Origin of the sequence: Devosia indica (assembly GCF_003056405.1) — a bacterium.
In the GTDB taxonomy this organism is placed as follows: Bacteria; Pseudomonadota; Alphaproteobacteria; order Rhizobiales; family Devosiaceae; genus Devosia; species Devosia indica.
The window spans coordinates 20,554-43,130 of record NZ_PYVZ01000020.1; the positions used below are offsets into that span (position 1 = coordinate 20,554).

The following is a 22,577-nucleotide window of genomic DNA, read 5'->3' on the forward strand; positions in this document are numbered from 1 at the left end:
GACACTTGTGTCGGGATTGGCATGGACGCCGTAATCACCGCTGCGGGGCATGCGCTGGCGCATGGCGACATCCTCGGCGCTCTCAAGCGTGTGGCCCTGCGTGAAGATCCTGCGGCACTCGCCCTGCGGGGCATTGCCATGGCGCAATTGGGTGATCTTGAGCGCGCCCGTACGCTGCTGAAGATGGCGGCCCGCAAGTTTGGACCAAAGGAAGTAGCGGCACGGGCGCGTTGCCGCCTGGCCGAGGCCGAAATCGCCCTGGTATCGCGCGATCTCAATGCGCCTGCGCTCAAGCTGGCCCAGGTTCGGACGGATTTGGCAACCCATGGCGACCTGGCCAACGCCGCCCATGCCACCCATCTCGAGGCGAGACGCCTGTTGCTGCTCGGCCGCGCCGATGCGGCTCAGGCCCTGCTCGACGAATCCAGCGCTCCACGAGCCAAGCCCAGTCTCGTCGCCGGGCGCCAGCTCCTCATCGCCGACATCGCCGCGCGCCACATGCGCATCGCCAGGGCGCGCCAGGCGCTCGCCGACGCAGCCGACAGCGCTGCGCTGTCCGGCATTGCCGCCCTTTCCGCCGAGATTGAGAGCTTTCGCCAGAACCTGGATGCCCAGTCGGTCCGCCTGACGCGCAATGGGGCCAGCGCACTGGTGTCGATCGACAGCGTTGAGGCCATTTTCGGTTCGGAGGCCCTGGTGGTTGATGCCTGCCGCAATCTCCTGCGCCAGGCCGGTGTTACCGTGCCCTTGGCCAGCCGTCCGGTATTGTTCGCGCTACTGCGCAGCCTGGCCACGCGATGGCCCACAGAAGTCAGCCGCGCCACCCTCCTCGCCGAAGGATTCGGCGCCAAATTCACTGATGATTCGCATCGCGCCCGCCTGCGCGTCGAGATTGGCCGGCTTCGGACACTGATCGGCGGCCTGGCGGAGATCGAGTCCACCTCGCTTGGCTATCGGCTGCTCACCCCGCCGAGCCGAGACGTCGTCGTTCTGGCCCCGCCTGATGAAACTCGCCATGCGGTCCTTCTGGCCCTGATGGCCGACGGGGAAGCCTGGTCGAGTTCGGCACTGGCGCTGGTCGCCGGCACCAGCCCAAGGACCGTGCAACGTGCCCTGGAGGCGTTATCGGCTGCCGGCCGCGTTCAAAGCTTCGGCAAAGGCCCGGCCCAACGCTGGATCACCAGGCCTCTATTGGGCTTCCCGACAATACTGTTACTCCCAGGCCCGCTGCCCGGACGTTAGGCTAGTGCCAGTTCATCGTTTCCAGGGAGCATCCAATGAAGACCAGCCAGGCCCAGATCATCGAAGAATATGGCCCTTTCCCCGGCGTGACGGATGTTCATGGTGTCACCTATGACGGCCAATATGTCTGGTTCGCCTCGGGCGAACAGCTCAATGCCATCAACCCTGCAAACGGCGCGCAAATCCGAACGCTTGCCACACCAGCCTATGCGGGCACCGCTTTTGACGGGACGCACCTGTTCCAGATTGCCGAGGACAGGATCAACCGCCTCGATCCTGCTACAGGCGCCATATTGAGCTCCATCCCCACGCCCGGCGATGGCGCATCGGGTCTCGCCTGGGCCGAAGGCTCGCTCTGGGTAGGCGAGTTTCGCGCCCGGCGCATCCATCAGATCGACCCGCAAACCGGCGACATCCTGCGCAGCATCGAATCCAACCGCTTCGTGACCGGGGTGACCTGGGTGGATGGCGAGCTCTGGCACGGTACGTGGCAGAACGAGCGTAGCGATCTCCGCCACATCGATCCTGCTTCCGGCAATGTTATTGAACTGGTCGAAATGCCCGAGGGCACGGGTGTATCGGGGCTGGAATCCGATGGCGCAGACCGTTTCTTCTGCGGCGGGGGCAGCAGCGGCAAGCTGCGCGCCGCACGCCGTCCGGGCCCGGCCGCCTGACTATTTGCCGCTGCGCTTGATCGACTTGATTTCCAGCGGCGGCATGCCGGACTTTTCCGAGATCACCCTGTCCTGCTCCATGATCGCGGCACGCGCCGGCTCATCGCCATCGAGGCCTCCAAGCAGGCTCGCATCCACCTTGCGGTTGGACCGCTGCGAGCCGTCCTCATAAACGATATCGAACATCACGAATTCCGTGCGGGCGGTCGGTTTCCTGGCCATTCTGGCTTCCTTTCAAAACAGAAACCGCGAGCCGGCATGGCTCGCGGTCGTCAGTGACTTTGTGGTGGCGCGTCTTAGCGGTAAATCTGGTCGCCCTGCTCGTCGATGATCTGGCGTCCCTTGCTCAGCGCCAAGGCCACCAGATCTTCGCGCGAACTCATCTTGTCGGCGCGGATAAAGCGATAGGTCTTGAGTTCATCTCCAACCTGCTTCTCGATCAGGCCCGCAAGCTGCAGCTCGCTGCCAGCCTTCATCTCGATGGCCTTAATCTGATAACCCTTGTAACCCTCTTCGCCCAGAACCTTGTCGCCTTCCGGTTCCGAGGCGGCGCCACCGCCGAAGAGCTTTTTGAAGAACGACATTACGGGCCTCCTATCTGTCCTGTTCTGCGCACTGGCCGGGGTCTTTGCAGCTCACCGCGCTTGTCCATCTCCTCCTGCAACCAAAGCGGCGAGATGTCAAAATAGTTCGGCCAGATCGGCTTGCCATTCACCAGATCGACCCTGGCGAAATAGCGCCGGTCGCGCAACGCCTCGGTGCCTTCACCCCGCTCGGCAAGCATCGGGGCCGCGTTGAACGTGCCGAACGTGCCGTCCGAAAACGTCACCACCAGCTTGAACGGAATGGCGGTACGCAGCGAAGTGAGTTTGAGGGCGGTTGGTGGGTTCGATCCTGGCAACTGTGCTCACTCCGCAGCGACGGGCCGATCCTTCAATGTCCCAGCACTTCGCATCTGTATATAGAGATTGGTCGAGTCCATATCGAAGTGATTGGGCCAGACAGGCACTCCCTCCTCTACGAAAACTCGCTCAAAAAACGCTTGGTCCTTCAAAGGCGCCACCATCGGCCCACCTGACTGGACATAATCGCTAAGATCGAGCGTGCCTTCGCATCCGTCAGAAAATCGCGCCCAGATCACGTGGTTAGGCAATCCACGCACTTTCAGAACGTCAACCCATGGAAATTCACTCTCGTCCATCTGGCCCTACAATCTTTTCGGGTTGAACTCCGGCAGCCGCCAACATCCAGTTCGCCTCCAGATCATCCCTATGCTGTAGCATCCACTCGGTTACAAGTTTGGTGGCAACTGGCGGTAGCTCTCCTCGAAGCAACTGCGCGTCGCTCAGACGAAACATTGCTTTCGCCCGACCATAACGCGCGTGCAGATGCGGCGGATTATGATCGAAAAAATACATGAAGATCGTGATGCCGTAAAACCTTGCGATCTCCGGCATCATGCGACCTTCCTAATTGTCCAGGAAGCTCCGCAACTTCCGGCTCCGGCTCGGGTGCTTGAGCTTGCGCAGCGCCTTGGCCTCGATCTGGCGAATACGTTCGCGGGTCACCGAGAACTGCTGGCCCACTTCTTCAAGCGTATGGTCGGTGTTCATGCCGATACCAAAGCGCATGCGCAGCACACGCTCTTCACGCGGCGTCAACGAGGCCAGCACGCGGGTCGTGGTTTCGCGCAGGTTCGACTGGATCGCCGCATCGATCGGCTGCACAGCATTCGCGTCCTGGATGAAATCGCCCAGGTTCGAATCTTCCTCATCACCAATCGGGGTTTCGAGCGAAATCGGCTCCTTGGCGATCTTGAGGACCTTGCGCACCTTGTCCAGAGGCATCTGCAGCTTTTCGCTGAGCTCTTCCGGCGTCGGCTCACGGCCGATCTCATGCAGCATCTGGCGGCTGGTCCGGACGATCTTGTTGATCGTCTCGATCATGTGCACCGGGATACGAATAGTGCGCGCCTGATCGGCAATCGAACGGGTGATTGCCTGGCGGATCCACCAGGTGGCATAGGTCGAGAACTTGTAGCCCCGGCGATACTCGAATTTGTCCACGGCCTTCATCAGGCCGATATTGCCCTCCTGGATCAGATCCAGGAACTGCAGGCCGCGATTCGTGTACTTCTTGGCAATCGAGATCACCAGGCGAAGGTTGGCCTCCACCATTTCCTTCTTGGCGATGGCAGCTTCACGTTCGCCTTTCTGCACCTTGTGCACGATGCGGCGATATTCACCGATATCGAGCCCGGCCTCGGTGGCCAGCGTCGCAATGTCATTGCGAATATCGGCAATGGTATCGGTTTCGCGACGCGCGAACTCGGCCCAGCCCTTGCCTTCGAAAGTCTCCAGCGACCATTCCCAGCTCGGGTCCAGTTCGCGGCCATAATAGTTCTCGAGGAAGGACTCGCGCTTGACGCCATAACTTTCGGCCAGGCGCAGCAGGCGGCCTTCAAGACGCACCAGACGCTTGTTGATGTCGTAGAGCTGCTCGACCAGGCTTTCGATACGGCCATTGTTGAGCGATAGCGACTTCACATCGGCAATCACCTTGGCGCGAAGGGCGCTAAGCCGGCTGTTTTCGGCATCCGAAATGGCCGCCGTGCGGTCTTCGGCGTGCCGGTCCTGCATTTCGCGCATCTGCCCATAGGCATCGGCGATGCGATCGAACGTCTCCACCACCTGCGGCTTGAGCTCGGCTTCCATGGCCGAGAGCGACAGGGCGTTGTCGAATTCGTCGTCGTCGTCGTCCTGCGGGTCCTGCGGAGCCTCTGGTTCCTCGGGCACGTAATCGTCATCGCTGCCGGACGCGCGCTTGGGCGCGGCTTTCGGCTTTTCCTTGACCGGTTCAGGTTCCGGCTTGGGCGCAACCTGCACCTCGGGCGCCGCCTGCTTGGCGTCGGGTCCGGCATAGGTGGCTTCCAGGTCGATGATGTCGCGCAGCAGGATCTCGCCCTGACCGAGCTGTTCGCGCCAGATGATGATGGCCTGGAAGGTCAGCGGGCTTTCGCAAAGCCCCTCGATCATGGTTTCGCGGCCGGCCTCGATGCGCTTGGCGATAGCGATTTCGCCTTCGCGGCTGAGCAGTTCCACCGAGCCCATTTCGCGCAGATACATGCGCACGGGATCGTCTGTGCGGTCAGAACCGGACTTGGCATTGGACGTGTTGGCAACTGCCGTGCCTGTCGAGGTGGCGACTTCGGTGCCGCTATCGTCCTCGTCCTTTTCGACTTCGGTCTCTTCGACCTCGTCCTCGTCGACCACGTTGATGCCCATTTCGGAGAACATCGACATGAAGTCTTCGATCTGCTCGGAACTGACCTCGTCAGAAGGCAAGACGGCGTTCAGTTCTTCATAGGTGACGTAGCCACGCTTCTTGGCGACCTTGATCAGCTTTTTGACGGCTGCATCATTCTGATCGATCAAGGGAGAATCGTTGGAGGATTCCGGGGCGCCGCTTTCCGGCTTTTCGGTTTCCTTCGAGGCTTTGTTCGCTGCCTTGGTGGCCATCTGGTACTCCTCGGGACCCACGGGCGAGTGGTCCCGGCTGTGTCTTAGGTGGTGACAACTCAAGACAAGGTAAAGGTTCCATCACCGGAGCGTTAACACGCTCGTGTGACATGGCTCGCTTTCGGGGATTGTGGCAGTGATTCGCCACAACGCAAAATCGCGCAGCGTCGCCAGTCTCTCGGGTTTCCCCTCAAAAACTGCGAGTTGCGCGTCCCGATAGCGAACCAAATCCTTCGATCAATGCCTCTGTGCCATCGACAGTGGTAATCTGGTTCTTGATGTCCCGCAGCCTTTCAAAGGTTTCTTCGCTCGGGTCTTCGCCCAGCGCGGCTTCGGCTGCCTTCAGTTCCCTATTTAGCTGAACTTTCTTGTTATGCAAGGCCAGCGCGTGACTTAATCCGGTCTCGGCGTCCACCAGGGCCGTCTCTGCGCTCACTTGCCACACACCTTGCCGCGTCAGTGATTCGGTCATTCGCTGCAGCGCCGGACCATGTCCGCGCACCCCAAGCGCCGCGCGCAAGTCATCGGCCGAGATATCGTGATGCCGGACCACCAGCGCCAGGATATCACCCAGCACCTTCTGCGCCACCGGCGTTTCGCAATCAAGGGCCGCCAGCGCCTCGAACTGGTCCTCGACAAGCGCCGGGTGATTGACCAGTGTCAGAATGATCGTTGCCTCACGCGGGCTGGCATCCGCTACCGTTCCTGTCCTGAGCAGGCGCGAATTGCGCAGCGTGTCCGAAACCACCAGGCGCGGTGTGCCGCGACCCGGATAACCATAGGCCCCGCTCTGCCCATAGGCCGGCTTGCCGCCACCCCGCCAGTTTTCGCGCCCGCCACCCTGGCGCAGCGGCGCAAAGAACGCCTTCAGCTTCTCGTCAAAGGCCTGCGCATAGTGGAAGCGCACTGTGGAATCCTGAATGCCATTGGCCCGCTCGCGCAAACGCGCCTGGAGCGCAGCGCGCTCTTCGGGCGCCTCTGGCACCAGCCCGCCGGTCTCAAAACTCCACACCATGTCCGAAAGGCTGCGCGCCTTCTCGATCACTTCGGCAAAGGCACCCCGCCCCTGCGCCTTGATCAGGTCGTCCGGATCCTGCCCCTCCGGCAGGGTGGCAATCTTGACGCTCTTGCCCGGCTTGAGATGCGGCAGGATCAGGTCCGCGGCCCGCTCGGCGGCCTTGAGGCCGGCCTTGTCGCCGTCAAAACACAGGATCGGCGTGTCGCTCATCCGCCAGAGCAGTTGGATATGCTCCTCGGTCAGCGCCGTACCCAGCGGCGCCACCGTCCCCTCAAAACCGGCCGCCACCGCCGCAATGACATCGAGATAGCCCTCTACGACAATGACGCTTGCCCCGTCCCGCGCAGCCGTACGCGCCGACTGGCCATTGTAGAGCGTCTGCCGCTTGGAAAAGAGCTGTGTTTCCGGCGAGTTAAGATATTTCGCCGGCACGTCGGGGCTCATCGCCCGCCCGCCAAAGGCAATCACCCGGCCACGGAAATCGGTGATCGGGAACATCACCCGGTTGCGGAACCGGTCATAGGTCAGCGGATCATCGTCGCGGCTGGTCACCAGCCCGGCATCGATCATCGCCTGTCCCGATACGCCATTGGCCGCCAGGTGCTCCTTGAGCCCGTTGCGGCTGTCCGGCGCAAAGCCGATCCTGAACCGGGCCTGGCTGGCCGGCGTCACTCCGCGTTCAAACAGATAGCCCCGCGCCTGCGCCCCGATATTGTGCGACAGCGCCGCTTCGAAATATTTCGTCGCCAGTTCCATCACGTCGGCCAGCCCACGCTGCGCCGCTTCACGCTTTTCGGTGCGCTCGTCCCGCGCCGGCATCTGCACGCCCGCCATGCCGGCCAGTTTTTCCACCGCCTCGGGAAAGCTCATCCCGGCCTTTTCGGTCAGAAAACGGAAATGGTCGCCCGTGGCCCCGCAGCCAAAGCAGTGATAGATGCCGCGCCGGTCATCGGCATGAAAGCTCGGGCTTTTCTCGGCGTGAAACGGGCAGCAGGCCCACATATCACCTTTGCCCGGCTGACTCTTGCGCTTGTCCCAAAGCACGTGTTCGCCCACCACCTGCGTAATCGGCAGGCGCTGGCGGATTTCGTCCAGGAACGTATCGGTAAAGCGCATATGTGTTATCTAGGCGCTCACAGCGCCCAAGTCATCAGCAGAGAGTTTTCCACAGCCATGCCCAAAGCCAAGATGCCCGTCGCCGTCCTGATCGCCCTCACTGCAGGGCCGGCGCTGGCTATTGGCATGACGCTTTGGGTGGTCAACGACATGGTGCCGGCCTGTGTCGTCACCGAGGCCCAGCGCCTCACCGCTCCCGATGGCGAGTATGATCTGGTCACCTTCTCCCGGGCCTGCGGCGAGACGCCGCCCAATATCCAGGCGGCCCTCGTCCCGCCGGGTGAAGCGGTGCCGTTCGACGCGGCCAGCTTTGTGTCGGTCGCCGAGGCCACCGAACTCACCCCGCGCTGGACTGCCGAGGGCCAGATCGAGATCACCCTGCCCCAGACCGGTGAAGTGCTGCGTCAGGACGAGGCAGTGGCAGGCATCACCATCGACTACCGCTGAACCAGCGTGCCAATCACGCCTTGCTCGCCTGGTACAGTCGCCAGGCCCAGCCGAACAGGCCGATGGCAAAGATGATCAGCAGGATGCCGCCGATGATCATCCCCACCCATGCGCTGAGCAGCGGGAACAGCAGCAGGACCAGCCCCAGCAGCACATAGGATGCGCCCGACAGCACCACCGGCCAGATCCGCGCATAGCTCTCGCGCTCCCGCACGATCACCACGATCTGCATCACGCCGACGACAATCGCCGCCAGTCCCACCAGGGTGGAAATGAAGGTCACGGTGAAAATGGTGGCCAGCAATGGACTGATCAGGATCACCACGCCCAGCACCAGCGAGGCGGCATTGGCCACCACGTCGAACCAGTAATTCCCGCTCTTGCCACCACCAAAGGTCAGGCTCCAAAGCCCCAGCGCGCCGTCGATCAACAGCAAGATGCCGCCGAACACCAGCAGCACCGCAAGCGCCTCCAGCGGCCAGATCACCGCATAGAGTCCTGCCACCAGCATCAGTAGGCCACGCAATGCCGTTGCCAATGCAAACCGTTTTCTGGTCTCAGACGAAACAGGCATTTCACCCTCCTTGCGGCAAGCCGCATCCCATTCACAAGCCGCAGATTAGCCCTACTTGCAGAGTCGCCCAAGCTTTTGCCGACTATAGATTTTCTACAGCAGTCAGGCCAAATTGTGTATTGCGCCTGTTTCTGGTCCGTGGAATGTGGCGCCATACCCTCCTCCCGCTGCGGCCCTGACCATGACCCTGCCCCTGCTTGCCCTGTTTCTGGCGGCCTTTGCCTTCGGCACAGCCGAATTCGTCATTGCCGGGGTGCTGCCCGACGTCGCCCTGGGGCTCGGCGTATCCATTCCCGTGGCTGGCTATTTGGTCTCCGGCTACGCTATCGGCATTGCCATTGGTGGCCCGGCCCTGGCCGTCCTGTCCAAGAAGATGAACCGCAAGCTGCTCGTCATCCTGCTTGGCCTCGGCTTCACCATGGGCCAGGCGCTCTGCGCTATCGCGCCCAATTTCGAGCTGCTGCTTATTGCCCGCATTTTCGTGTCGGTGCTTCACGGCGCCTATTTCGGCATCGCCTTTGTTCTGGCCACCAGCATTGTGCCGCCAGAGCGGCGTGGCTTTGCCATGGCGCTGATCCTCTCGGGCCTCACCGTATCCAACGTTCTGGGCGTGCCGGGCGGCACGGCGATCGGGACGATGCTGGGTTGGCGCGCCACCTTCTGGGCCGTAGGCCTGCTCGGCCTCGCAGCAACCCTGGTCATTGCCGCCGTGCTCCCCGCCCGGGCCGGTTCAGGCGCGGCCCAGGGCAGCTTTCGGCGCGAATTCGCCGCCCTTGGTCGCCAGCAGGTCTTCCTTGGTTTTCTCATCGCCATCCTGGTGATGATCGGGCAATACAGTCTCTTTACCTATATCGCCCCGCTGCTGCTGACAGTCACCAATCTGGGCGTCGAGGCGGTTCCCGTCATTCTGCTGCTTTACGGCACCGGCGCGACCATTGGCGTGTTCATCGGAGGCCGGTTGGCCGACTGGCGGCTCCTGCCCTCCCTGCTTTTTATTTTGATCACGCAGACATTCCTTTTTATCGGCCTCTACTTCGCCGCGCCCTATGCCATCCCAATGTCGGTTGGGGTCATTCTCTGGGGCGGCGCCACCTTCGCCTTTGGATCGCCGTTGCAGTCACGCATGCTGATCTGGGCCGCTGACGGCCCGAACCTGACATCAGCGCTGATCCCCGCCGGGTTCAATATCGGTATCGCCATCGGCGCCGTCCTGGGCGCAGCACTGATCGAAGCGGGGCTGGGCTATCAATCCCTGCCGCTGATCGGCGCCGTCTCACTTGCCTTCGCCGTGGTGATTGCTGCCCTCTCGGCCATTCTGGAGCGCCGCAGCAGCACCGTCCCGCCGCTCCCGGAAGGCGTTCCCGCGCAATAGAAACAATGCGTTAAGCTTTCGCTCACCAGACCAGCACTATCCCGCAATCCGTAACCTTCCATTGCGGGATTCCGCGCTAAGAGGACGTCTTTGCGGGCCAGACTTGGCCTGTCTGGTGAACCAAGATGATCGACAACGCCACATTGCTGATCGGCATTGCCTTTTCAGGCGCCGCCTTGGTGCTGGCGCTGGTCATCGGCTGGCTGAATTCACGGGCCGAAATCTACCTCATCCATGGCGCCACCGGCATTGGCCTTGTTGTACTGGCCCTGGGCGCACTTGGCGTGCGCGGCGACACCTATTCGGTGTTGAGCCTGCTCATTCCCTTTCCCACCCTCCTGGCCGGCATTGCCTATGTCTATTCCGGGTCACGCCTGTTCAATCACAAGCCGGCACGTCCCGCCCTGTTCGTCGGCGCAGCGGCGATCATTACGACCGCCATCCCGCTCTTGCTGGGCCTGTCCGGGCTCGGCACGCTCATGCTCAACCTCTGTGCTGCGATCATCCTGGCACTGTGCGGCGTCGAGTTCTGGCGTGGCCGCGAAGATGCCCGGACGGCCATGGCGGCCAATGCCATCATCTATGGCCTGGTCGCGGCTTCATTCCTCGCCTGCGCAATTGTGCTGCTTGTAGAAGGACAATGGGTTCTCGACGCCCCGCCCGATAATCTGGCCGAAGACATCAACTCCATCATGTCCCTGGTGGGCCTGACCGGCATTGGCGCGATCACTCTCACCCTGCACCATGCCCGCGCCGCCCGGCGGCATCGCATGGAGGCGAACACGGACGCCCTGACCGGCGTGCTCAATCGGCGTGCCTTGTTCCGGCGCTTCAGTGAAGACGCACCGGCAACCGGGCTGGCCGTCATCATGTTCGATCTCGATCACTTCAAGCAGATCAACGACCATCTCGGCCACGCCCATGGTGATATGGTGCTCATGCGCTTTGCCGATATCCTGCGCGATGAATTGCGCCATAGCGACATCATCGCCCGCCTCGGCGGCGAAGAATTCTGCGCCATCCTGCCCGGCCGCGACCGCGATTCTGCCGGCCAGGTGGCCGAGAGGATCAGGCGGGCCTTCGACGATCTGGCTTTGCCGATTGGCAGTGAAAAGAAAACCGCCACTGTCAGCGCGGGTCTGGCGACCGCTGGCAAGGACGAAACCTTCTCCTCGGTCCTCAGCCGCGCCGACGCCGCGCTCTACAAGGCCAAGCAGGCCGGCCGCAACCAGGTGCACATCGCCCCGTTCCGCCTGGTGGCCTGATCCGGGTCAGGCGCTCAGCGCTGCCCGCACCAAGCCACTCGCCTTGCCGAAATCGATACGTCCCGGATAGTCCGCCTTGAGCTGGGCAATGACCTTGCCCATGTCCTTGGGGCCCTCGGCGCCGGTCGCCGCAATGGCAGCGGTGATGGCGGCGGCAACGTCCTCGTCGCTCAGAGCCTTGGGCAGGAACTCGTTGAGAATGTCGATCTCTTCCTTTTCCACCGTGGCCAGATCGCTGCGCCCGGCCTGCGCATAAATGGCAAAGCTCTCTTCGCGCTGCTTCACCATTTTCTGGATCATGGCCAGAATCTCGTCATTGGTGGCCGGGCCCTTGCCCTCGCCGCGATTGGCAATATCGCGGTCCTTGATCGCCGAATTGATCGAACGCAATGTCGCTGTGCGCCGCTGATCCCGGGCCTTGAGCGCCAGTTTGAGCCCTTCGCTGATGTCTTCGCGCATGTGTCGTCTGGCTCCTTGCCATGCAATTTGTCGCTCCCATATAGGCAACAAACGCAGCCTTCGCCACTTGCGCTGTCTGCCATGGCCTTCTAAGAGGAGGCCTCAACCGACATCATTGCCGCGGCTGTGGGCAGGCCTCCCCGCCACCACTCATGCCGCGCGCCCCGATAAACCGAGCTTGGAGATCCAAAGTGACCGGCTGGCAGCAGACCCCCGCGACCGCAGTTCTGATTCTGGCAGACGGCACCCGCTTGGAAGGTTTCGGCCTCGGCGCTGTCGGCCATGCGGCCGGTGAAGTGTGTTTCAACACCGCCATGACCGGTTATCAGGAGGTCCTCACCGACCCATCCTATGCCGGCCAGATCATCACCTTCACCTTCCCCCATATCGGCAATGTCGGCACCAATGACGAAGATATCGAGACGGTGAACATGGCCGCTCTTTCGGGCGTGCGCGGCGTCGTGCTCAAGGCGGACATCACCAACCCGTCCAACTACCGCGCTGCCGAAAAGCTCGACGCCTGGCTCAAGAAGCGCAACATTATCGGCATCGCCGGTATCGACACCCGCGCCCTGACTGCCCTGATCCGCGAAAAGGGCATGCCCAATGGCGTCATTGCCCATGAGCCGACCGGCCAGTTCGACGAAGGCTCGATTGCCGCCGAACTCAAGGCCTTCCCCGGTCTCGAAGGTCTCGACCTCGCCAAGGAAGTCACCACCGCCCAGACCTATCACTGGGACCAGACCGGCTGGCAGTGGAATGTCGGCTACGGCACGCTTGAAAATCCCGAATTCCGCGTCGTGGCCATCGATTACGGCGCCAAGCGCAACATCCTGCGCTGTCTCGCCGATCAGGGTGCCAAGGTCACCGTCGTGCCTGCCACCGCAAGCGCGGCCGACATTCTTGCCCACAATCCCGATGCGGTCTTCCTCTCCAATGGCCCCGGCGATCCGGCCGAGACCGGCAAATATGCCGTCCCCACCATCCAGAAGCTGATGGAAACCGGCAAGCCCATGTTCGGCATCTGCCTTGGCCACCAGCTCATGGGTCTGGCCCTGGGCGGCAAGACCTCCAAGATGCATCAGGGCCATCATGGCGCCAATCACCCGGTCAAGGACCTGACCACCGGCAAGGTCGAGATCACCTCGATGAACCACGGTTTCGCCGTGGATGCCGACAGCCTGCCCGCCGGCGTCACCCAGACCCATGTTTCCCTGTTCGACGGCTCCAATGCGGGCCTGGCCGTGGATGGCAAGCCGATCTTCTCGGTGCAGTACCACCCCGAAGCCAGCCCCGGCCCCAAGGACAGCCACTATCTGTTTACGCGCTTCCTCAACCAGGTCCGCAAGCAGAAGGGCCTGCCCGAAAAGGCGGAATATGTTGCGCCGGGCGCTGCGGCCTGATCCACTCGAGGTCTCTCCACGAGTCTGTCCCGCAGCACGTCCATGAACAAAGATATTGTTGAAGGCCTCAAGGGCGGCGCCATCATCGCGCTGTCCGCCTCCCCCTTTGCGGTCCTGTTCGGCGCCGTCGCGGTCGACAATGGCCTGACCGTTCTCGATGCGGCCCTGATGAGCGCCACCATCTATGCCGGTGCCAGCCAGCTTGTCGGCATCGAGCTGTTCGGCCAGCACGTCGCCCCCTGGCTCATCGTGCTCTCCATCTTCGCCGTCAATTTCCGGCATATTCTCTATTCGGCAGCTATCGCCCGGCATATCCGCGGCTATAGCTTCCTGCAGAAGGCCATTGCCTTCTTCTTCCTCATCGACCCGCAATTTGCCGAAGCAATCCGCCGCGCCGAACAGGGCAGAGCGCTGACCTTTACCTGGTATATGGCCTTCGCCCTGGTCATCTATTTCCCCTGGCTGTTCTTTTCGACACTCGGCGCCTGGTTCGGCTCCATGCTGGGCGATCCCAGGGTCTGGGCCATCGATGTGCTGCTGCCCGTCTATTTTCTGGGGCTGGTCCTGGGTTTTCGACGCAAGCCTGGGTTCTATCCGGTCGTCGCGGCCAGCATGGCTGGCTCGGTCGCCGGCTATTACCTTGTCGGCTCGCCCTGGCATGTGAGCATCGGCGCCATTTGCGGCGTCCTGGTTGCTGCCCTCCTGCCCCTGCCAGCCCAGCCGGTCGCAACACAAGTCAGCGAAGAGGCCACCTCCTGATGGACGATCTCTCCACGCTCTGGCTGATCCTGGCCGCCGCGCTCGCCACCTACGCAACCCGCGTCGGCGGCTATGTGCTCATCACCCGCATGCGCACCCTGCCGCCCCGGCTCGAACAGGCGCTCAATGCCGTCCCGGCGGCCGTGCTGACCACCCTCTGGGCACCGGCCTTCTTCACCAATGGCTGGGATGTGCGCCTGGCCCTGATTGCTGCGGCGCTGGTCAGCCTGCGCTATCCTGGACTCATCATGCTCGCCGCCGGCTGGGCCGCCGCCATGCTGGCGCGCCACGCCTTCGGGCTCTGATCCGACCGGCTACACATTCCCCGAGAACGTGTCGCAATCCCCCGGATTGCCGGACTGATAGCCCCGCGCAAACCACTCCTGCCGCTGCGCCGACGTGCCGTGGTTGAAGGTCTTGGGCACGGCAAATCCCTGCATGCGCTTTTGCAGCGTATCATCGCCGATCTGGTTGGCCGCGTTCAGCGCTTCCTCGATATCACCGCTATCGAGCAGGTTTTCCTGCCCGGCGTAATTGGCCCAGACGCCAGCATAGCAGTCAGCCTGCAATTCCACCCGCACTGACCAGGCATTGGACTCCTCCTGGCTCATCGACTGCCGTGCCCGGTTGAGTTCGGGCAATACCCCGGTCAGGTTCTGGATGTGGTGTCCCACTTCATGGGCCAGCACATAGGCCTGGGCGAAATCGCCCGGCGCCCCGAACTGGCGGTGCAACTGGTCATAGAAGGAAAGGTCGATATAGACCTTGCTGTCCCCCGGACAGTAGAACGGCCCAACCGAGCTGTCCGCCGCCCCGCAGGCTGTATTGACCGCGTCAGTAAACAGCACCACGACCGGCTCGGGATAGTCTTCCCCGATGGCCGCGAACTGTTCATTCCACAAATCCTCGGTTTCCTTGACCACCACGCCGACGAAGTCGGCCAGCTCGTCCTGTCCCTCCGCCGGAAGCTGCCGCGACGTCGCACTGGACGCCGGCCCCATGCTCGACCCGCCGGTCAGCATGTCGAGCGGATTCTGACCCGTGGCAAACCAGATGATCCCCAGCACCACCACGATCCCGATCAGCCCCGAAATCCCGCCACGCGACCCACGCCCCGTGGGAATGCGAATGCCCCCGCTGCGCCCCAAGCCGCCCAGCCCACCAAGGCCGCCGCTGCGCTGTCCGCGCCGATCCTCGATATTGGAGCTGCGCTCCCGACCCCGCCACTTCATCGCCCGACGCCTTTCAAGATTTTGATGACGCTAGCAGTAAGCATCGCACGGGGGAACCGGTTCCACGCAGGCGGCTTGAATGAACGCAGAGCCTCACCGCCCCCTACCAGGGGCTTCGATCCGTCCCGTAGGGGCGTGTGCGCCGGTGGCGCACTCGGAGGTGAGAAGGCCATGAGCGCTATGCGCGAATGGCTAACGGCGGCGCTTGGCCCAAAGGGCCATAGCAAAGCTAGGAGGGGGTCACCCCGCCACCTTCTTCACTGTCGTCCGCGCACCCTCGTCGAACAGGCTTTCCAGATGCCCCACGACCACAGCGCGGAAATCCGCATGCCCCGCCAGGTCGGCCCCGAACACTTCTCTGAGCCCCACCAGCCCATCGAACAGTGCCTCAGCGTCATCCCCCGCATCGGCCGCAATCGCATGCATCTTGAGCGCCAGTGGATCGCGCACATCGATCTCGCTGCCATCCTCGGCGACGCCGGTGACGTAACGCATCCATGCCGCCACCCCGAGCGCCAGCCGCTCGAAACCCCGCCCGGCCTTCAGGCGGTCGCGGATCGTGCCCAGCAGGCGCTGCGGCAGTTTCTGGCTGCCATCCATGGCGATCTGCCAGGTCCGGTGCTTCAGCGCCGGATTGCGGAACCGCTCCAGCAACTGGTCGCGATAGGCGCCCAGATCGACGCCCGGCATATCCAGCGTCGGCATCGCCTCCTCGGTCATCAACCCGTGGATCAGCTTCACATAGGCCGGATCGCCCATCACCTCGGCAATGTATTCATAGCCGCCCAGATAGCCCGCATAGGCCATGGTCGAATGAGAACCATTGAGCATCCTGAGCTTCATCAACTCGAACGGCTCCACATCCTCGACCAATTGCGCCCCGACGGTCTCAAAGGCCGGTCGGCCCGAGGGAAAATGATCCTCGATCACCCATTGGGTGAACGGCTCGGTCATGATCGGCCAGGCATCCTTCGCCCCGATCAATCCGGCAACTTCGTCCCGGTCCGCGTCGGTCGTTGAAGGCACGATGCGGTCCACCATGGTCGAGGGGAAGGCAACAGATTTCACCCATTCGCCCAGTTCGGCATCGCGCAGCGCCGCAAATGCCGTCACGATCCGCTTGGCCGTTTCGCCATTGCTCGGCAGATTATCGCAACTCATCACCGTGAAGGGGGCCACACCCGACGCCTTGCGCCGCGCCAGTGCCTCCACCAGCATGCCCGGCGCCGATTTCGGCGCGGTCGGGTTGCTGAGGTCATGCACGATGTCGGCATGCTTCTGGTCCAGCTCCCCGGTTGCCGGGTCATGGCAATAGCCCTTTTCCGTCACCGTCAGCGACACGATGCGGATCGATGGGTCAGCCATCAGCGTCAGCAATTCCTCGCGTTGTGTGTTCGCGTCCATCACCGAAAGGATCGAACCGATCACGCGCGGATGCGTGCCCTTGGCATCGCGCACGGCAATCGTATAGAGCCCGTCTTGCGGCTCCAGCGCCTCCTTGGTGTCCGGCCGCCTCAGGCTCGCGCCGACAATGCCCCAGCTCGGATCCTTGCCCAGCAGATCGTCGACATAGACCGCCATATGCGCCCGGTGAAACGCACCAATCCCCAGATGCACGATCCCTGGCGTCACCTTGGCGCGGTCATAGCCGGGCACGTTTATCCCCTTGGCGAGTGTGGCAAGGCTGGCTGAACTGAGGCGCGGGCTGGACACGGAAAATCTCCTCGAGGCATGCGGCTTCCATCTTGTATGGAAGTTTTGAGCAGGATAGAGCCTCTTTAGTTGGAACCCCTTGCCGGAGCAAGCCCGCACCGGCATAACCCGCTTGAAGTTCAGGAGGACATTCGTGACCAGGCGCATCGTCTCAATCGGGGAATGCATGATCGAGATGAGCGGCGGCGAAGACCGCACCTATCGCCTCGGCTATGCCGGCGACACGCTCAACACCGCCTGGTACCTGCGCGCCCTGCTCGATAAGAACTGGTCGGTGGACTATGTCACCGCATTGGGCCAGGACCGCTACTCGGCCGACATCCGCGCCTTCCTCGACGACAACGGCATCGGCACCGGCCACATCCAGACCATTCATGATCGCCGTCCTGGCCTCTACATGATCCACCAGGAAAAGGGCGACCGCCACTTCACCTATTGGCGCGACACCTCCGCTGCCAAGCTTCTGGCCGACGACAAGTCTGCGCTTGCTAATGCCGTGGAAGGCGCCGAATTGGTCTATTTCTCCGGCATTACCCTGGCCATTCTCGCCCCCCGCGCCCGCGGCCGCCTCCTCGGCGCCATCGTCAAGGCCCGCGACAATGGCGCAAAGATCGCCTTCGACACCAACCTGCGCCCCGCCCTCTGGTCCTCCCCCCGCGTCATGGCCGGCGTCCTCACCGCCGCCGCCAGCCTCTGCGATATCGTCCTGCCCACCCATACCGACGAGGCCCCGCTCTTTGGCGACAAGACCATCGACGACACCGCTGACCGTTATCTCGAACTCGGCGTCGAGGAGGTCGTGGTCAAGGACGGCAGCAGGGAAGCCCTCATCGCCACCGCCCATGAGCGTGTCCGCATCGCTCCGCCCGCCAACTCCAATGTCGTTGACGCCACCGGCGCCGGCGACAGCTTCAACGGCGCCTATCTCTCGGCCCGCCTCACCGGCAAGAGCTTGCGCGAAGCCGCCGAGGCGGCCCACGGCACCGCCGGCATCGTCATCGGCCACAAGGGCGCGCTGGTGGATCCGAAACTGGTTCAGTAAGGCACTGATCTTCCTCCCCCGCGGGCGGGGCTTCGAAACCGTCCCGTTAGGGCAAATCGCTCCAGTGGAGCGATTTGAGACGAGAAGGCCATGAGCGCTACGCGCGAATGGCATGAGCGCAACTGGCTCGATGGACCCTCCCCTCCTCCGGTGGGAGGCTGGATGGGGCTATCCCCATCAAAATACGTTCCAATCCAAAAGTAATCCCCGCCCCAAAATCCTCCCCCATACTCTTCCCATCTCTCCCGCGATGGGCGGACTGCAGCGAACAGTTGCGGGAGGAGCCGGTGAGACTGGATTCGCTCCAGGGCTCGCCTGCTAGTCGGGCCACCTTGCGACGAGCGATCAATAGGGGCCACGAACAGCAGTAGAAACCCGGCGTTCCGAGTCGGCGACGTCTCTATTATTTAGTTTTACTGAGACGCACGCGCCTCGGGACACGTCCATTTCAGAACCGGAGGTCGAACAGGCCGACCGGCATTCCGTCACGTCCACTGTAATCAAACTGTCATAAATTGACCAACCGGTAAAAACTTCATAGCGTCTCTATCCAGCCGTCATGCGCGCGTCATTTGCGCAGGGCATGAGCGGTCTGCTCCCCGTGGACGGGGAAGCGCCACAAGCCGGTCGAAAACCGGCAGCCCGGGAGCACGCCCCCGGCAGAGCGGCACTTCATTGGAGACGATCAAATGAACTTCTTCCCAGCCATATCCCGGCGCAGCTTCCTGGCCGGATCGGCCAGTGTGGGCGCCATGGTCGCCATGCACCCTTTCGCGGCCATGGCCCAGGCCAACCAGGCGCATCTGCGCATCATCGAGACGACCGATATTCACGTCGCCATCCTGCCCTACGACTATTATGCCGACGCCCCCAACGACACCATGGGTCTGGCGCGCACCGCAGCCATCATCGAACAGATCCGCGCCGAGGCCGGCAATGCCGTGCTGTTCGACAATGGCGACCTGATTCAGGGCAACCCGATGGGCGACTACATGGCCTATGAAAAGGGCCTCAACCAGGGGGACATCCACCCCGCCGTCGCTGCGCTCAATACGCTGGGCTACGACGCCGCCACCCTGGGCAACCACGAGTTCAACTACGGCCTCGAATTTCTCGACCGCGCCCTTGAAGGCGCCAACTTCCCCCTGGTCTCGGCCAATCTGGTACGCGGTACCGAGCTGGGCGACAATCCGCTCGAGGACGACACCTATCTCGACCCCTACCGCATCTTCGAAAAAGAGCTGACCGACGGTTCGGGCGCGACCCATACCATCAGGATCGGAGTCATCGGCTTCCTGCCCCCGCAGATCCTCACCTGGGATGCCACCCACCTCACCGGCAAGGTCGTGGTGCGTGACATCGTCGAGGCAGCCCAGGCCTGGGTGCCCAGAATGCGCGAAGAAGGCGCCGACATCGTCGTTGCCCTCTCCCACTCCGGCATCGATGGCAGCGAATATGTCCCGGGCATGGAAAATGCCTCGCTCCATCTGGGCGCTGTCGACGGCATTGATGCCGTTCTGACCGGTCACCATCACCTGGTTTTCCCCGGCCCGAACTATGCCGACGTTCCCGGCGCCGATATCGAAGCCGGCACTCTCAATGGCACGCCGGCCGTCATGCCCGGCTTCTGGGGCTCGCATATGGGCCTGATCGACCTGCTGCTCGAAGTCGATGCCGATGGCAAATGGGCCGTTGTCTCGCACACCTCCGAGGCCCGTCCTATCGTCGAGCGCATCGACAATGCCAATGTGCCCACCGTCGAATCTCTGCCCGTCGTCGCGGAATCCGTCGCTGCCGAGCACCAGGAAACGCTCGACTATATCCGTCGCCCGGTCGGTGAAACCGCCGCCCCGCTGCACTCTTATTTCGCGCTCGTTGCCGACGATCCCTCCGTGCAGATCGTCTCCCAGGCTCAGTCCTGGTATATCGAGCAGATGATGAAGGGCACTGAATGGGAAGGCCTGCCGATCCTTTCGGCCGCTGCCCCCTTCAAGGCCGGTGGCCGTGGCGGCCCGGAATACTACACCGACGTCCCTGTCGGTCCGGTCGCCATCAAGAACGTGGCCGACCTCTATCTTTACCCCAACACCATCCAGGCCCTGGTCGTCACCGGTGCCGATGTGAAGAACTGGCTTGAACGCTCGGCCGGCATCTTCAACCAGGTCGAGGCGGGCGCCACAGACGCCGAACTCATCAATCCCGAGTTTCCGTCCTATAATTTCGACGTCATCGACGGCGTCACCTACAAGATCGACCTCACCCAGCCCTCCAAATACTCTTCGGACGGCAAGGAAGAGATCAACCCCGACGCCAATCGTATTGTCGACCTGATGTTTGACGGGGCACCGATCGATCCGGAAGCCAGGTTCGTCATCGCCTCGAACAACTATCGTGCCGGCGGTGGCGGCTCCTTCCCGGGCACCGGTGCCGAGAACATCATCTTCATCGGTCCCGATACCAATCGCGACATCATCGTCCGCTTCATCATCGAAAACGGCACCATCAACCCCAAGGCCGACAGCAACTGGTCGCTCGCCCCGATTGGCGACACCACCGTGCTCTTTGCCACCGGCCCGAAAGCTGCCGACAAGGTGGCCGATGTCACCGCCGTCAGCATCGAGGCGACAGGGGAAACCGACGAAGCCGGATTTGGCATCTACCGCATCACACTCTGAGCGGTCCCGTTTTTGCAATCCTGTGGGGGAGCCTTTATGGCTCCCTCATTCATTTCGGGAGGCCACATGCTGCGCAATTTTCTCGTCCTGGCCCTGACGCTGCTGGTCCTTCCTGCAAGGGCCGAAGTCGCCCTTTCCGGCACATTCACCGCGCAAGAAACCTGCCCCGCCTACCAGTCGATCAGTCGACAGACCAATCCGGGCGACATCAGTATCCGTCCCGGCGCCACCTACGAACTCGTCGCCGCCAACACCAGGCCAGCCACCCATCTCCTGCTCGTCATGCCCGAGGCCCAGCCCAATCGCCGATGGGTGGAAGTCGGTTGCGGCACCACCGATATTCCTCTGCCACAGGCGTCAACACCACCATCGTCCTCCGGCTATCGCGGCACGCAATACGTGCTTGCCGTCAATTGGCAGCCCGCCTTCTGCGAAACCGCGTCCCGCGCCACCGAATGCCGCAACCAGCGCGAGAACAGTTTCGAAGCCACCCATTTCACACTGCATGGCCTCTGGCCACAGCCGCGCAGCAAGGAGTATTGCGGCGTCCCCGAGCGTGACATCTGGGCCAGCCGCGATGGCCGCTGGCGCGACCTGCCAATGCTCGACCTCACCATCGCCCAGCGGCGCGATCTGGATGAAGTCATGCCCGGCAGCCAGTCCGGCCTTGATCGCCACGAATGGACTAAGCACGGCACCTGCTACGGCACCGACCAGCGCGACTATTTTGGCGACTCGCTGGACCTGATGCTGGCGCTCAACACCTCCCAGGTCGCCGCGCTCTTCGCCAGCAATATCGGCAAGCGCATCACCCTGGACCAAATTCGCGATGCCTTTGATGCCTCGTTTGGTACGGGAAGCGGCGAACGCGTTGCCATGAGCTGCGTCCGCGACGGCAATCGCACACTCATCACCGAATTGCAGATCAACCTGACCGGCGAAATCACCGGCCCCGATGATTTCGGTGCCTTACTACAGGCGGCCGACCCGGCCGATTCCGATTGCCGCTCGGGCCAGGTTGATGCAGTTGGGCTGCGGTAATGGCGGCGTTACCGCTCCTCCACCCCATCCAGCCGCGCCCGCAGCGCCAGCAATTCCCGCCGCAGCGCCTCGGCGCCTTCCAGCGACAACCCGGTTCCCTCCACCACCGCCAGGGGAATGGCCAGGGCTTTGGCTTCCAGCGCCCTACCCTCGGACGTCAGGCGAATGCGGACCTGCCGTTCATCATCCTCGTCCCGCCGCCGCTGCACCAGGCCACGTGCCTCAAGCCGCTTGATCAACGGCGTGATTGTTCCTGAATCAAGGAACAATTTATCCCCCAGCGCTTTGACCGTAATATCGTCCCGCTCCCAGAGCACCAGGAACACCAGATATTGCGGATAGGTCAGGTCCAGCGCATCGAGCCGCGGCTTGTAGAACCGCGTGAAGGCGTGCCCCGCCGCATAGACGGCAAAGCACAGCATCTGGTCTATATGCGGCATCGGCTGGTCAGCCATGGCAACCTCTCTCGTTCGGTCACAAAACTAGCACACAAAATTCTATTGCACACAATTTAATTGTGCGCTATATATCCTTCACCCAACCAAGGAGCAAGACCCATGAGCATCAAGTCAGCCGTCTATACTGCCCACGCCCACACCACCGGCGGCCGCGCCGGCGGCACCAGCAAGACCGATGACGGTCGCCTGGAAGTCACGCTCGACACGCCCAAGGCAATGGGCGGCAATGATGGTCCCGGCACCAATCCCGAGCAGCTTTTTGCCGCCGGCTATTCTGCCTGCTTCCTGGGCGCCCTCAAGGCTGTGGCCCGCGGCGAGAAGGTCAAGATTCCCGACGAAACCACCATCGACGCTGCCGTCTCCTTCGGCGAAAACGCCAAGGGCCCCGGCTTTGCCATCGCCGTAGAACTCAAGATTACCGTTCCCGGCTTCGAGAAGGCTGAGGCCGAAGCGCTGGTGGAAAAAGCCCACCAGATCTGCCCCTATTCCAATGCCACGCGCGGCAATGTCGACGTGACCCTCACTGTCGCCTGATTCAATCCGTTAACGATTGCCATTCACTTGACCGA

Annotated in this window: 24 protein-coding genes; 12 read left to right on the forward strand and 12 right to left on the reverse strand. The window is 62.5% G+C overall.

Annotation, left to right across the window (positions count from 1 at the left end; translation table 11 throughout):
• Positions 1–21 precede the first annotated feature (21 nt).
• Both DDE76_RS16860 and DDE76_RS16865 read left to right on the forward strand, forming a co-directional pair.
• Positions 22–1,242, forward strand: coding sequence for a helix-turn-helix domain-containing protein (locus DDE76_RS16860; RefSeq protein WP_104893733.1), 1,221 nt, complete (start codon positions 22–24; stop codon positions 1,240–1,242).
• A gap of 35 nt (positions 1,243–1,277) precedes the next feature.
• The gene (locus DDE76_RS16865) at positions 1,278–1,916 is read left to right on the forward strand and encodes a Vgb family protein (RefSeq protein ID WP_104893732.1); all 639 of its coding nucleotides are present in this window, start codon (positions 1,278–1,280) and stop codon (positions 1,914–1,916) included.
• Here the strand turns inward: DDE76_RS16865 and DDE76_RS16870 are convergent, their stop codons facing one another.
• The 7 genes from DDE76_RS16870 to dnaG all read right to left on the reverse strand — a co-directional run bounded on the left by DDE76_RS16870 (position 1,917) and on the right by dnaG (position 7,568).
• Positions 1,917–2,138, reverse strand: coding sequence for a hypothetical protein (locus DDE76_RS16870; protein ID WP_104893731.1), 222 nt, complete (start codon positions 2,136–2,138; stop codon positions 1,917–1,919). It lies immediately after the preceding gene.
• A 74-nt stretch (positions 2,139–2,212) separates the two neighbouring features.
• Positions 2,213–2,500 carry an HlyU family transcriptional regulator gene (locus DDE76_RS16875; protein WP_104893730.1) on the reverse strand — a complete coding sequence of 96 codons (288 nt, stop codon included), beginning with the start codon at positions 2,498–2,500 and terminating at the stop codon, positions 2,213–2,215.
• Entirely contained in the window at positions 2,500–2,817 is a 318-nt protein-coding gene (locus tag DDE76_RS16880; protein ID WP_104893729.1) for a DUF2442 domain-containing protein, read from the reverse strand. Before DDE76_RS16880 ends, DDE76_RS16875 begins: the two co-directional genes overlap by 1 nt.
• A 6-nt stretch (positions 2,818–2,823) precedes the next feature.
• Positions 2,824–3,117, reverse strand: a complete 294-nt coding sequence (locus tag DDE76_RS20160; protein WP_104893728.1) for a DUF2442 domain-containing protein — start codon at positions 3,115–3,117, stop codon at positions 2,824–2,826.
• Positions 3,104–3,376 (reverse strand): DUF4160 domain-containing protein, encoded by a 273-nt coding sequence (locus DDE76_RS16890; RefSeq protein WP_198650939.1) that lies wholly within the window; start codon positions 3,374–3,376, stop codon positions 3,104–3,106. The genes DDE76_RS20160 and DDE76_RS16890 overlap by 14 nt, the downstream gene beginning before the upstream one ends.
• A gap of 9 nt (positions 3,377–3,385) precedes the next feature.
• Positions 3,386–5,434 (reverse strand): RNA polymerase sigma factor RpoD, encoded by a 2,049-nt coding sequence (gene rpoD / locus DDE76_RS16895; RefSeq protein ID WP_104894960.1) that lies wholly within the window; start codon positions 5,432–5,434, stop codon positions 3,386–3,388.
• A 190-nt stretch (positions 5,435–5,624) separates the two neighbouring features.
• A complete protein-coding gene (dnaG, locus tag DDE76_RS16900) occupies positions 5,625–7,568 on the reverse strand; it encodes a DNA primase (protein WP_104893727.1) in 1,944 nt (647 codons plus the stop codon).
• 57 nt (positions 7,569–7,625) lie between these two features.
• Between dnaG and DDE76_RS16905 the strand changes: the two genes are divergently transcribed.
• Complete coding sequence (locus DDE76_RS16905; protein ID WP_104893726.1) at positions 7,626–8,015, forward strand: hypothetical protein; 390 nt, start codon at positions 7,626–7,628, stop codon at positions 8,013–8,015.
• Positions 8,016–8,028: 13 nt separating this feature from the next.
• Here DDE76_RS16905 and DDE76_RS16910 read toward each other — a convergent pair whose 3' ends face one another.
• Entirely contained in the window at positions 8,029–8,589 is a 561-nt protein-coding gene (locus DDE76_RS16910; protein ID WP_104893725.1) for a DUF308 domain-containing protein, read from the reverse strand.
• 181 nt (positions 8,590–8,770) lie between these two features.
• Between DDE76_RS16910 and DDE76_RS16915 the strand changes: the two genes are divergently transcribed.
• Positions 8,771–9,961: an MFS transporter gene (locus DDE76_RS16915; RefSeq protein WP_104893724.1), complete on the forward strand. Its 1,191-nt coding sequence runs from the start codon at positions 8,771–8,773 to the stop codon at positions 9,959–9,961.
• A gap of 125 nt (positions 9,962–10,086) precedes the next feature.
• Entirely contained in the window at positions 10,087–11,226 is a 1,140-nt protein-coding gene (locus tag DDE76_RS16920) for a GGDEF domain-containing protein (protein ID WP_104893723.1), read from the forward strand.
• Between the two features lie 6 nt (positions 11,227–11,232).
• On the opposite strand, the gene DDE76_RS16925 is transcribed toward DDE76_RS16920, so the two are convergent.
• On the reverse strand, positions 11,233–11,685 hold the full coding sequence (locus tag DDE76_RS16925) for a GatB/YqeY domain-containing protein (RefSeq protein ID WP_104893722.1): 453 nt from the start codon (positions 11,683–11,685) through the stop codon (positions 11,233–11,235).
• A 191-nt stretch (positions 11,686–11,876) separates the two neighbouring features.
• On the opposite strand from DDE76_RS16925, the gene carA reads away from it, so the two are divergent.
• From carA to DDE76_RS16940, 3 genes are read left to right on the forward strand one after another with little or no spacing between them, the layout of a single operon-like run.
• Entirely contained in the window at positions 11,877–13,088 is a 1,212-nt protein-coding gene (carA, locus tag DDE76_RS16930; protein WP_245892030.1) for a glutamine-hydrolyzing carbamoyl-phosphate synthase small subunit, read from the forward strand.
• 42 nt (positions 13,089–13,130) lie between these two features.
• Positions 13,131–13,847: an AzlC family ABC transporter permease gene (locus DDE76_RS16935; RefSeq protein ID WP_104893720.1), complete on the forward strand. Its 717-nt coding sequence runs from the start codon at positions 13,131–13,133 to the stop codon at positions 13,845–13,847.
• Complete coding sequence (locus DDE76_RS16940; RefSeq protein WP_104893719.1) at positions 13,847–14,152, forward strand: AzlD family protein; 306 nt, start codon at positions 13,847–13,849, stop codon at positions 14,150–14,152. The genes DDE76_RS16935 and DDE76_RS16940 overlap by 1 nt, the downstream gene beginning before the upstream one ends.
• Before the next feature lie 9 nt (positions 14,153–14,161).
• Here the strand turns inward: DDE76_RS16940 and ypfJ are convergent, their stop codons facing one another.
• Together ypfJ and DDE76_RS16950 are read right to left on the reverse strand one after the other, a co-directional pair.
• Complete coding sequence (ypfJ, locus tag DDE76_RS16945; RefSeq protein ID WP_104893718.1) at positions 14,162–15,079, reverse strand: KPN_02809 family neutral zinc metallopeptidase; 918 nt, start codon at positions 15,077–15,079, stop codon at positions 14,162–14,164.
• Positions 15,080–15,319: 240 nt separating this feature from the next.
• On the reverse strand, positions 15,320–16,792 hold the full coding sequence (locus DDE76_RS16950) for a mannitol dehydrogenase family protein (RefSeq protein WP_425430643.1): 1,473 nt from the start codon (positions 16,790–16,792) through the stop codon (positions 15,320–15,322).
• Between the two features lie 133 nt (positions 16,793–16,925).
• Here DDE76_RS16950 and DDE76_RS16955 point away from each other — a divergent pair, with 133 nt between their 5' ends.
• From DDE76_RS16955 to DDE76_RS16965, 3 genes are all read left to right on the forward strand, one after another.
• The gene (locus tag DDE76_RS16955) at positions 16,926–17,834 is read left to right on the forward strand and encodes a sugar kinase (RefSeq protein WP_104893717.1); all 909 of its coding nucleotides are present in this window, start codon (positions 16,926–16,928) and stop codon (positions 17,832–17,834) included.
• Positions 17,835–18,523: 689 nt separating this feature from the next.
• Positions 18,524–20,509 carry a bifunctional 2',3'-cyclic-nucleotide 2'-phosphodiesterase/3'-nucleotidase gene (locus DDE76_RS16960; protein WP_104893716.1) on the forward strand — a complete coding sequence of 662 codons (1,986 nt, stop codon included), beginning with the start codon at positions 18,524–18,526 and terminating at the stop codon, positions 20,507–20,509.
• 66 nt (positions 20,510–20,575) lie between these two features.
• Complete coding sequence (locus DDE76_RS16965) at positions 20,576–21,550, forward strand: ribonuclease T2 family protein (RefSeq protein WP_104893715.1); 975 nt, start codon at positions 20,576–20,578, stop codon at positions 21,548–21,550.
• A gap of 8 nt (positions 21,551–21,558) precedes the next feature.
• Here the strand turns inward: DDE76_RS16965 and DDE76_RS16970 are convergent, their stop codons facing one another.
• Entirely contained in the window at positions 21,559–22,005 is a 447-nt protein-coding gene (locus tag DDE76_RS16970; protein WP_104893714.1) for a MarR family winged helix-turn-helix transcriptional regulator, read from the reverse strand.
• Between the two features lie 102 nt (positions 22,006–22,107).
• Here DDE76_RS16970 and DDE76_RS16975 point away from each other — a divergent pair, with 102 nt between their 5' ends.
• On the forward strand, positions 22,108–22,542 hold the full coding sequence (locus DDE76_RS16975; protein ID WP_104893713.1) for an organic hydroperoxide resistance protein: 435 nt from the start codon (positions 22,108–22,110) through the stop codon (positions 22,540–22,542).
• Positions 22,543–22,577: the final 35 nt, after the last annotated feature.

Coding starts and splice junctions, on each gene's coding strand:
- DDE76_RS16860 (WP_104893733.1), top strand. CDS start 22: ATGGACGCCGTAATCACCGCTGCGGGGCATGCGCTGGCGCATGGCGAC.
- DDE76_RS16865 (WP_104893732.1), top strand. CDS start 1,278: ATGAAGACCAGCCAGGCCCAGATCATCGAAGAATATGGCCCTTTCCCC.
- DDE76_RS16870 (WP_104893731.1), bottom strand. CDS start 2,138: ATGGCCAGGAAACCGACCGCCCGCACGGAATTCGTGATGTTCGATATC.
- DDE76_RS16875 (WP_104893730.1), bottom strand. CDS start 2,500: ATGTCGTTCTTCAAAAAGCTCTTCGGCGGTGGCGCCGCCTCGGAACCG.
- DDE76_RS20160 (WP_104893728.1), bottom strand. CDS start 3,117: ATGGACGAGAGTGAATTTCCATGGGTTGACGTTCTGAAAGTGCGTGGA.
- DDE76_RS16890 (WP_198650939.1), bottom strand. CDS start 3,376: ATGATGCCGGAGATCGCAAGGTTTTACGGCATCACGATCTTCATGTAT.
- rpoD (WP_104894960.1), bottom strand. CDS start 5,434: ATGGCCACCAAGGCAGCGAACAAAGCCTCGAAGGAAACCGAAAAGCCG.
- dnaG (WP_104893727.1), bottom strand. CDS start 7,568: ATGCGCTTTACCGATACGTTCCTGGACGAAATCCGCCAGCGCCTGCCG.
- DDE76_RS16905 (WP_104893726.1), top strand. CDS start 7,626: ATGCCCAAAGCCAAGATGCCCGTCGCCGTCCTGATCGCCCTCACTGCA.
- DDE76_RS16910 (WP_104893725.1), bottom strand. CDS start 8,589: ATGCCTGTTTCGTCTGAGACCAGAAAACGGTTTGCATTGGCAACGGCA.
- DDE76_RS16915 (WP_104893724.1), top strand. CDS start 8,771: ATGACCCTGCCCCTGCTTGCCCTGTTTCTGGCGGCCTTTGCCTTCGGC.
- DDE76_RS16920 (WP_104893723.1), top strand. CDS start 10,087: ATGATCGACAACGCCACATTGCTGATCGGCATTGCCTTTTCAGGCGCC.
- DDE76_RS16925 (WP_104893722.1), bottom strand. CDS start 11,685: ATGCGCGAAGACATCAGCGAAGGGCTCAAACTGGCGCTCAAGGCCCGG.
- DDE76_RS16935 (WP_104893720.1), top strand. CDS start 13,131: ATGAACAAAGATATTGTTGAAGGCCTCAAGGGCGGCGCCATCATCGCG.
- DDE76_RS16940 (WP_104893719.1), top strand. CDS start 13,847: ATGGACGATCTCTCCACGCTCTGGCTGATCCTGGCCGCCGCGCTCGCC.
- ypfJ (WP_104893718.1), bottom strand. CDS start 15,079: ATGAAGTGGCGGGGTCGGGAGCGCAGCTCCAATATCGAGGATCGGCGC.
- DDE76_RS16960 (WP_104893716.1), top strand. CDS start 18,524: ATGAACTTCTTCCCAGCCATATCCCGGCGCAGCTTCCTGGCCGGATCG.
- DDE76_RS16965 (WP_104893715.1), top strand. CDS start 20,576: ATGCTGCGCAATTTTCTCGTCCTGGCCCTGACGCTGCTGGTCCTTCCT.
- DDE76_RS16970 (WP_104893714.1), bottom strand. CDS start 22,005: ATGGCTGACCAGCCGATGCCGCATATAGACCAGATGCTGTGCTTTGCC.
- DDE76_RS16975 (WP_104893713.1), top strand. CDS start 22,108: ATGAGCATCAAGTCAGCCGTCTATACTGCCCACGCCCACACCACCGGC.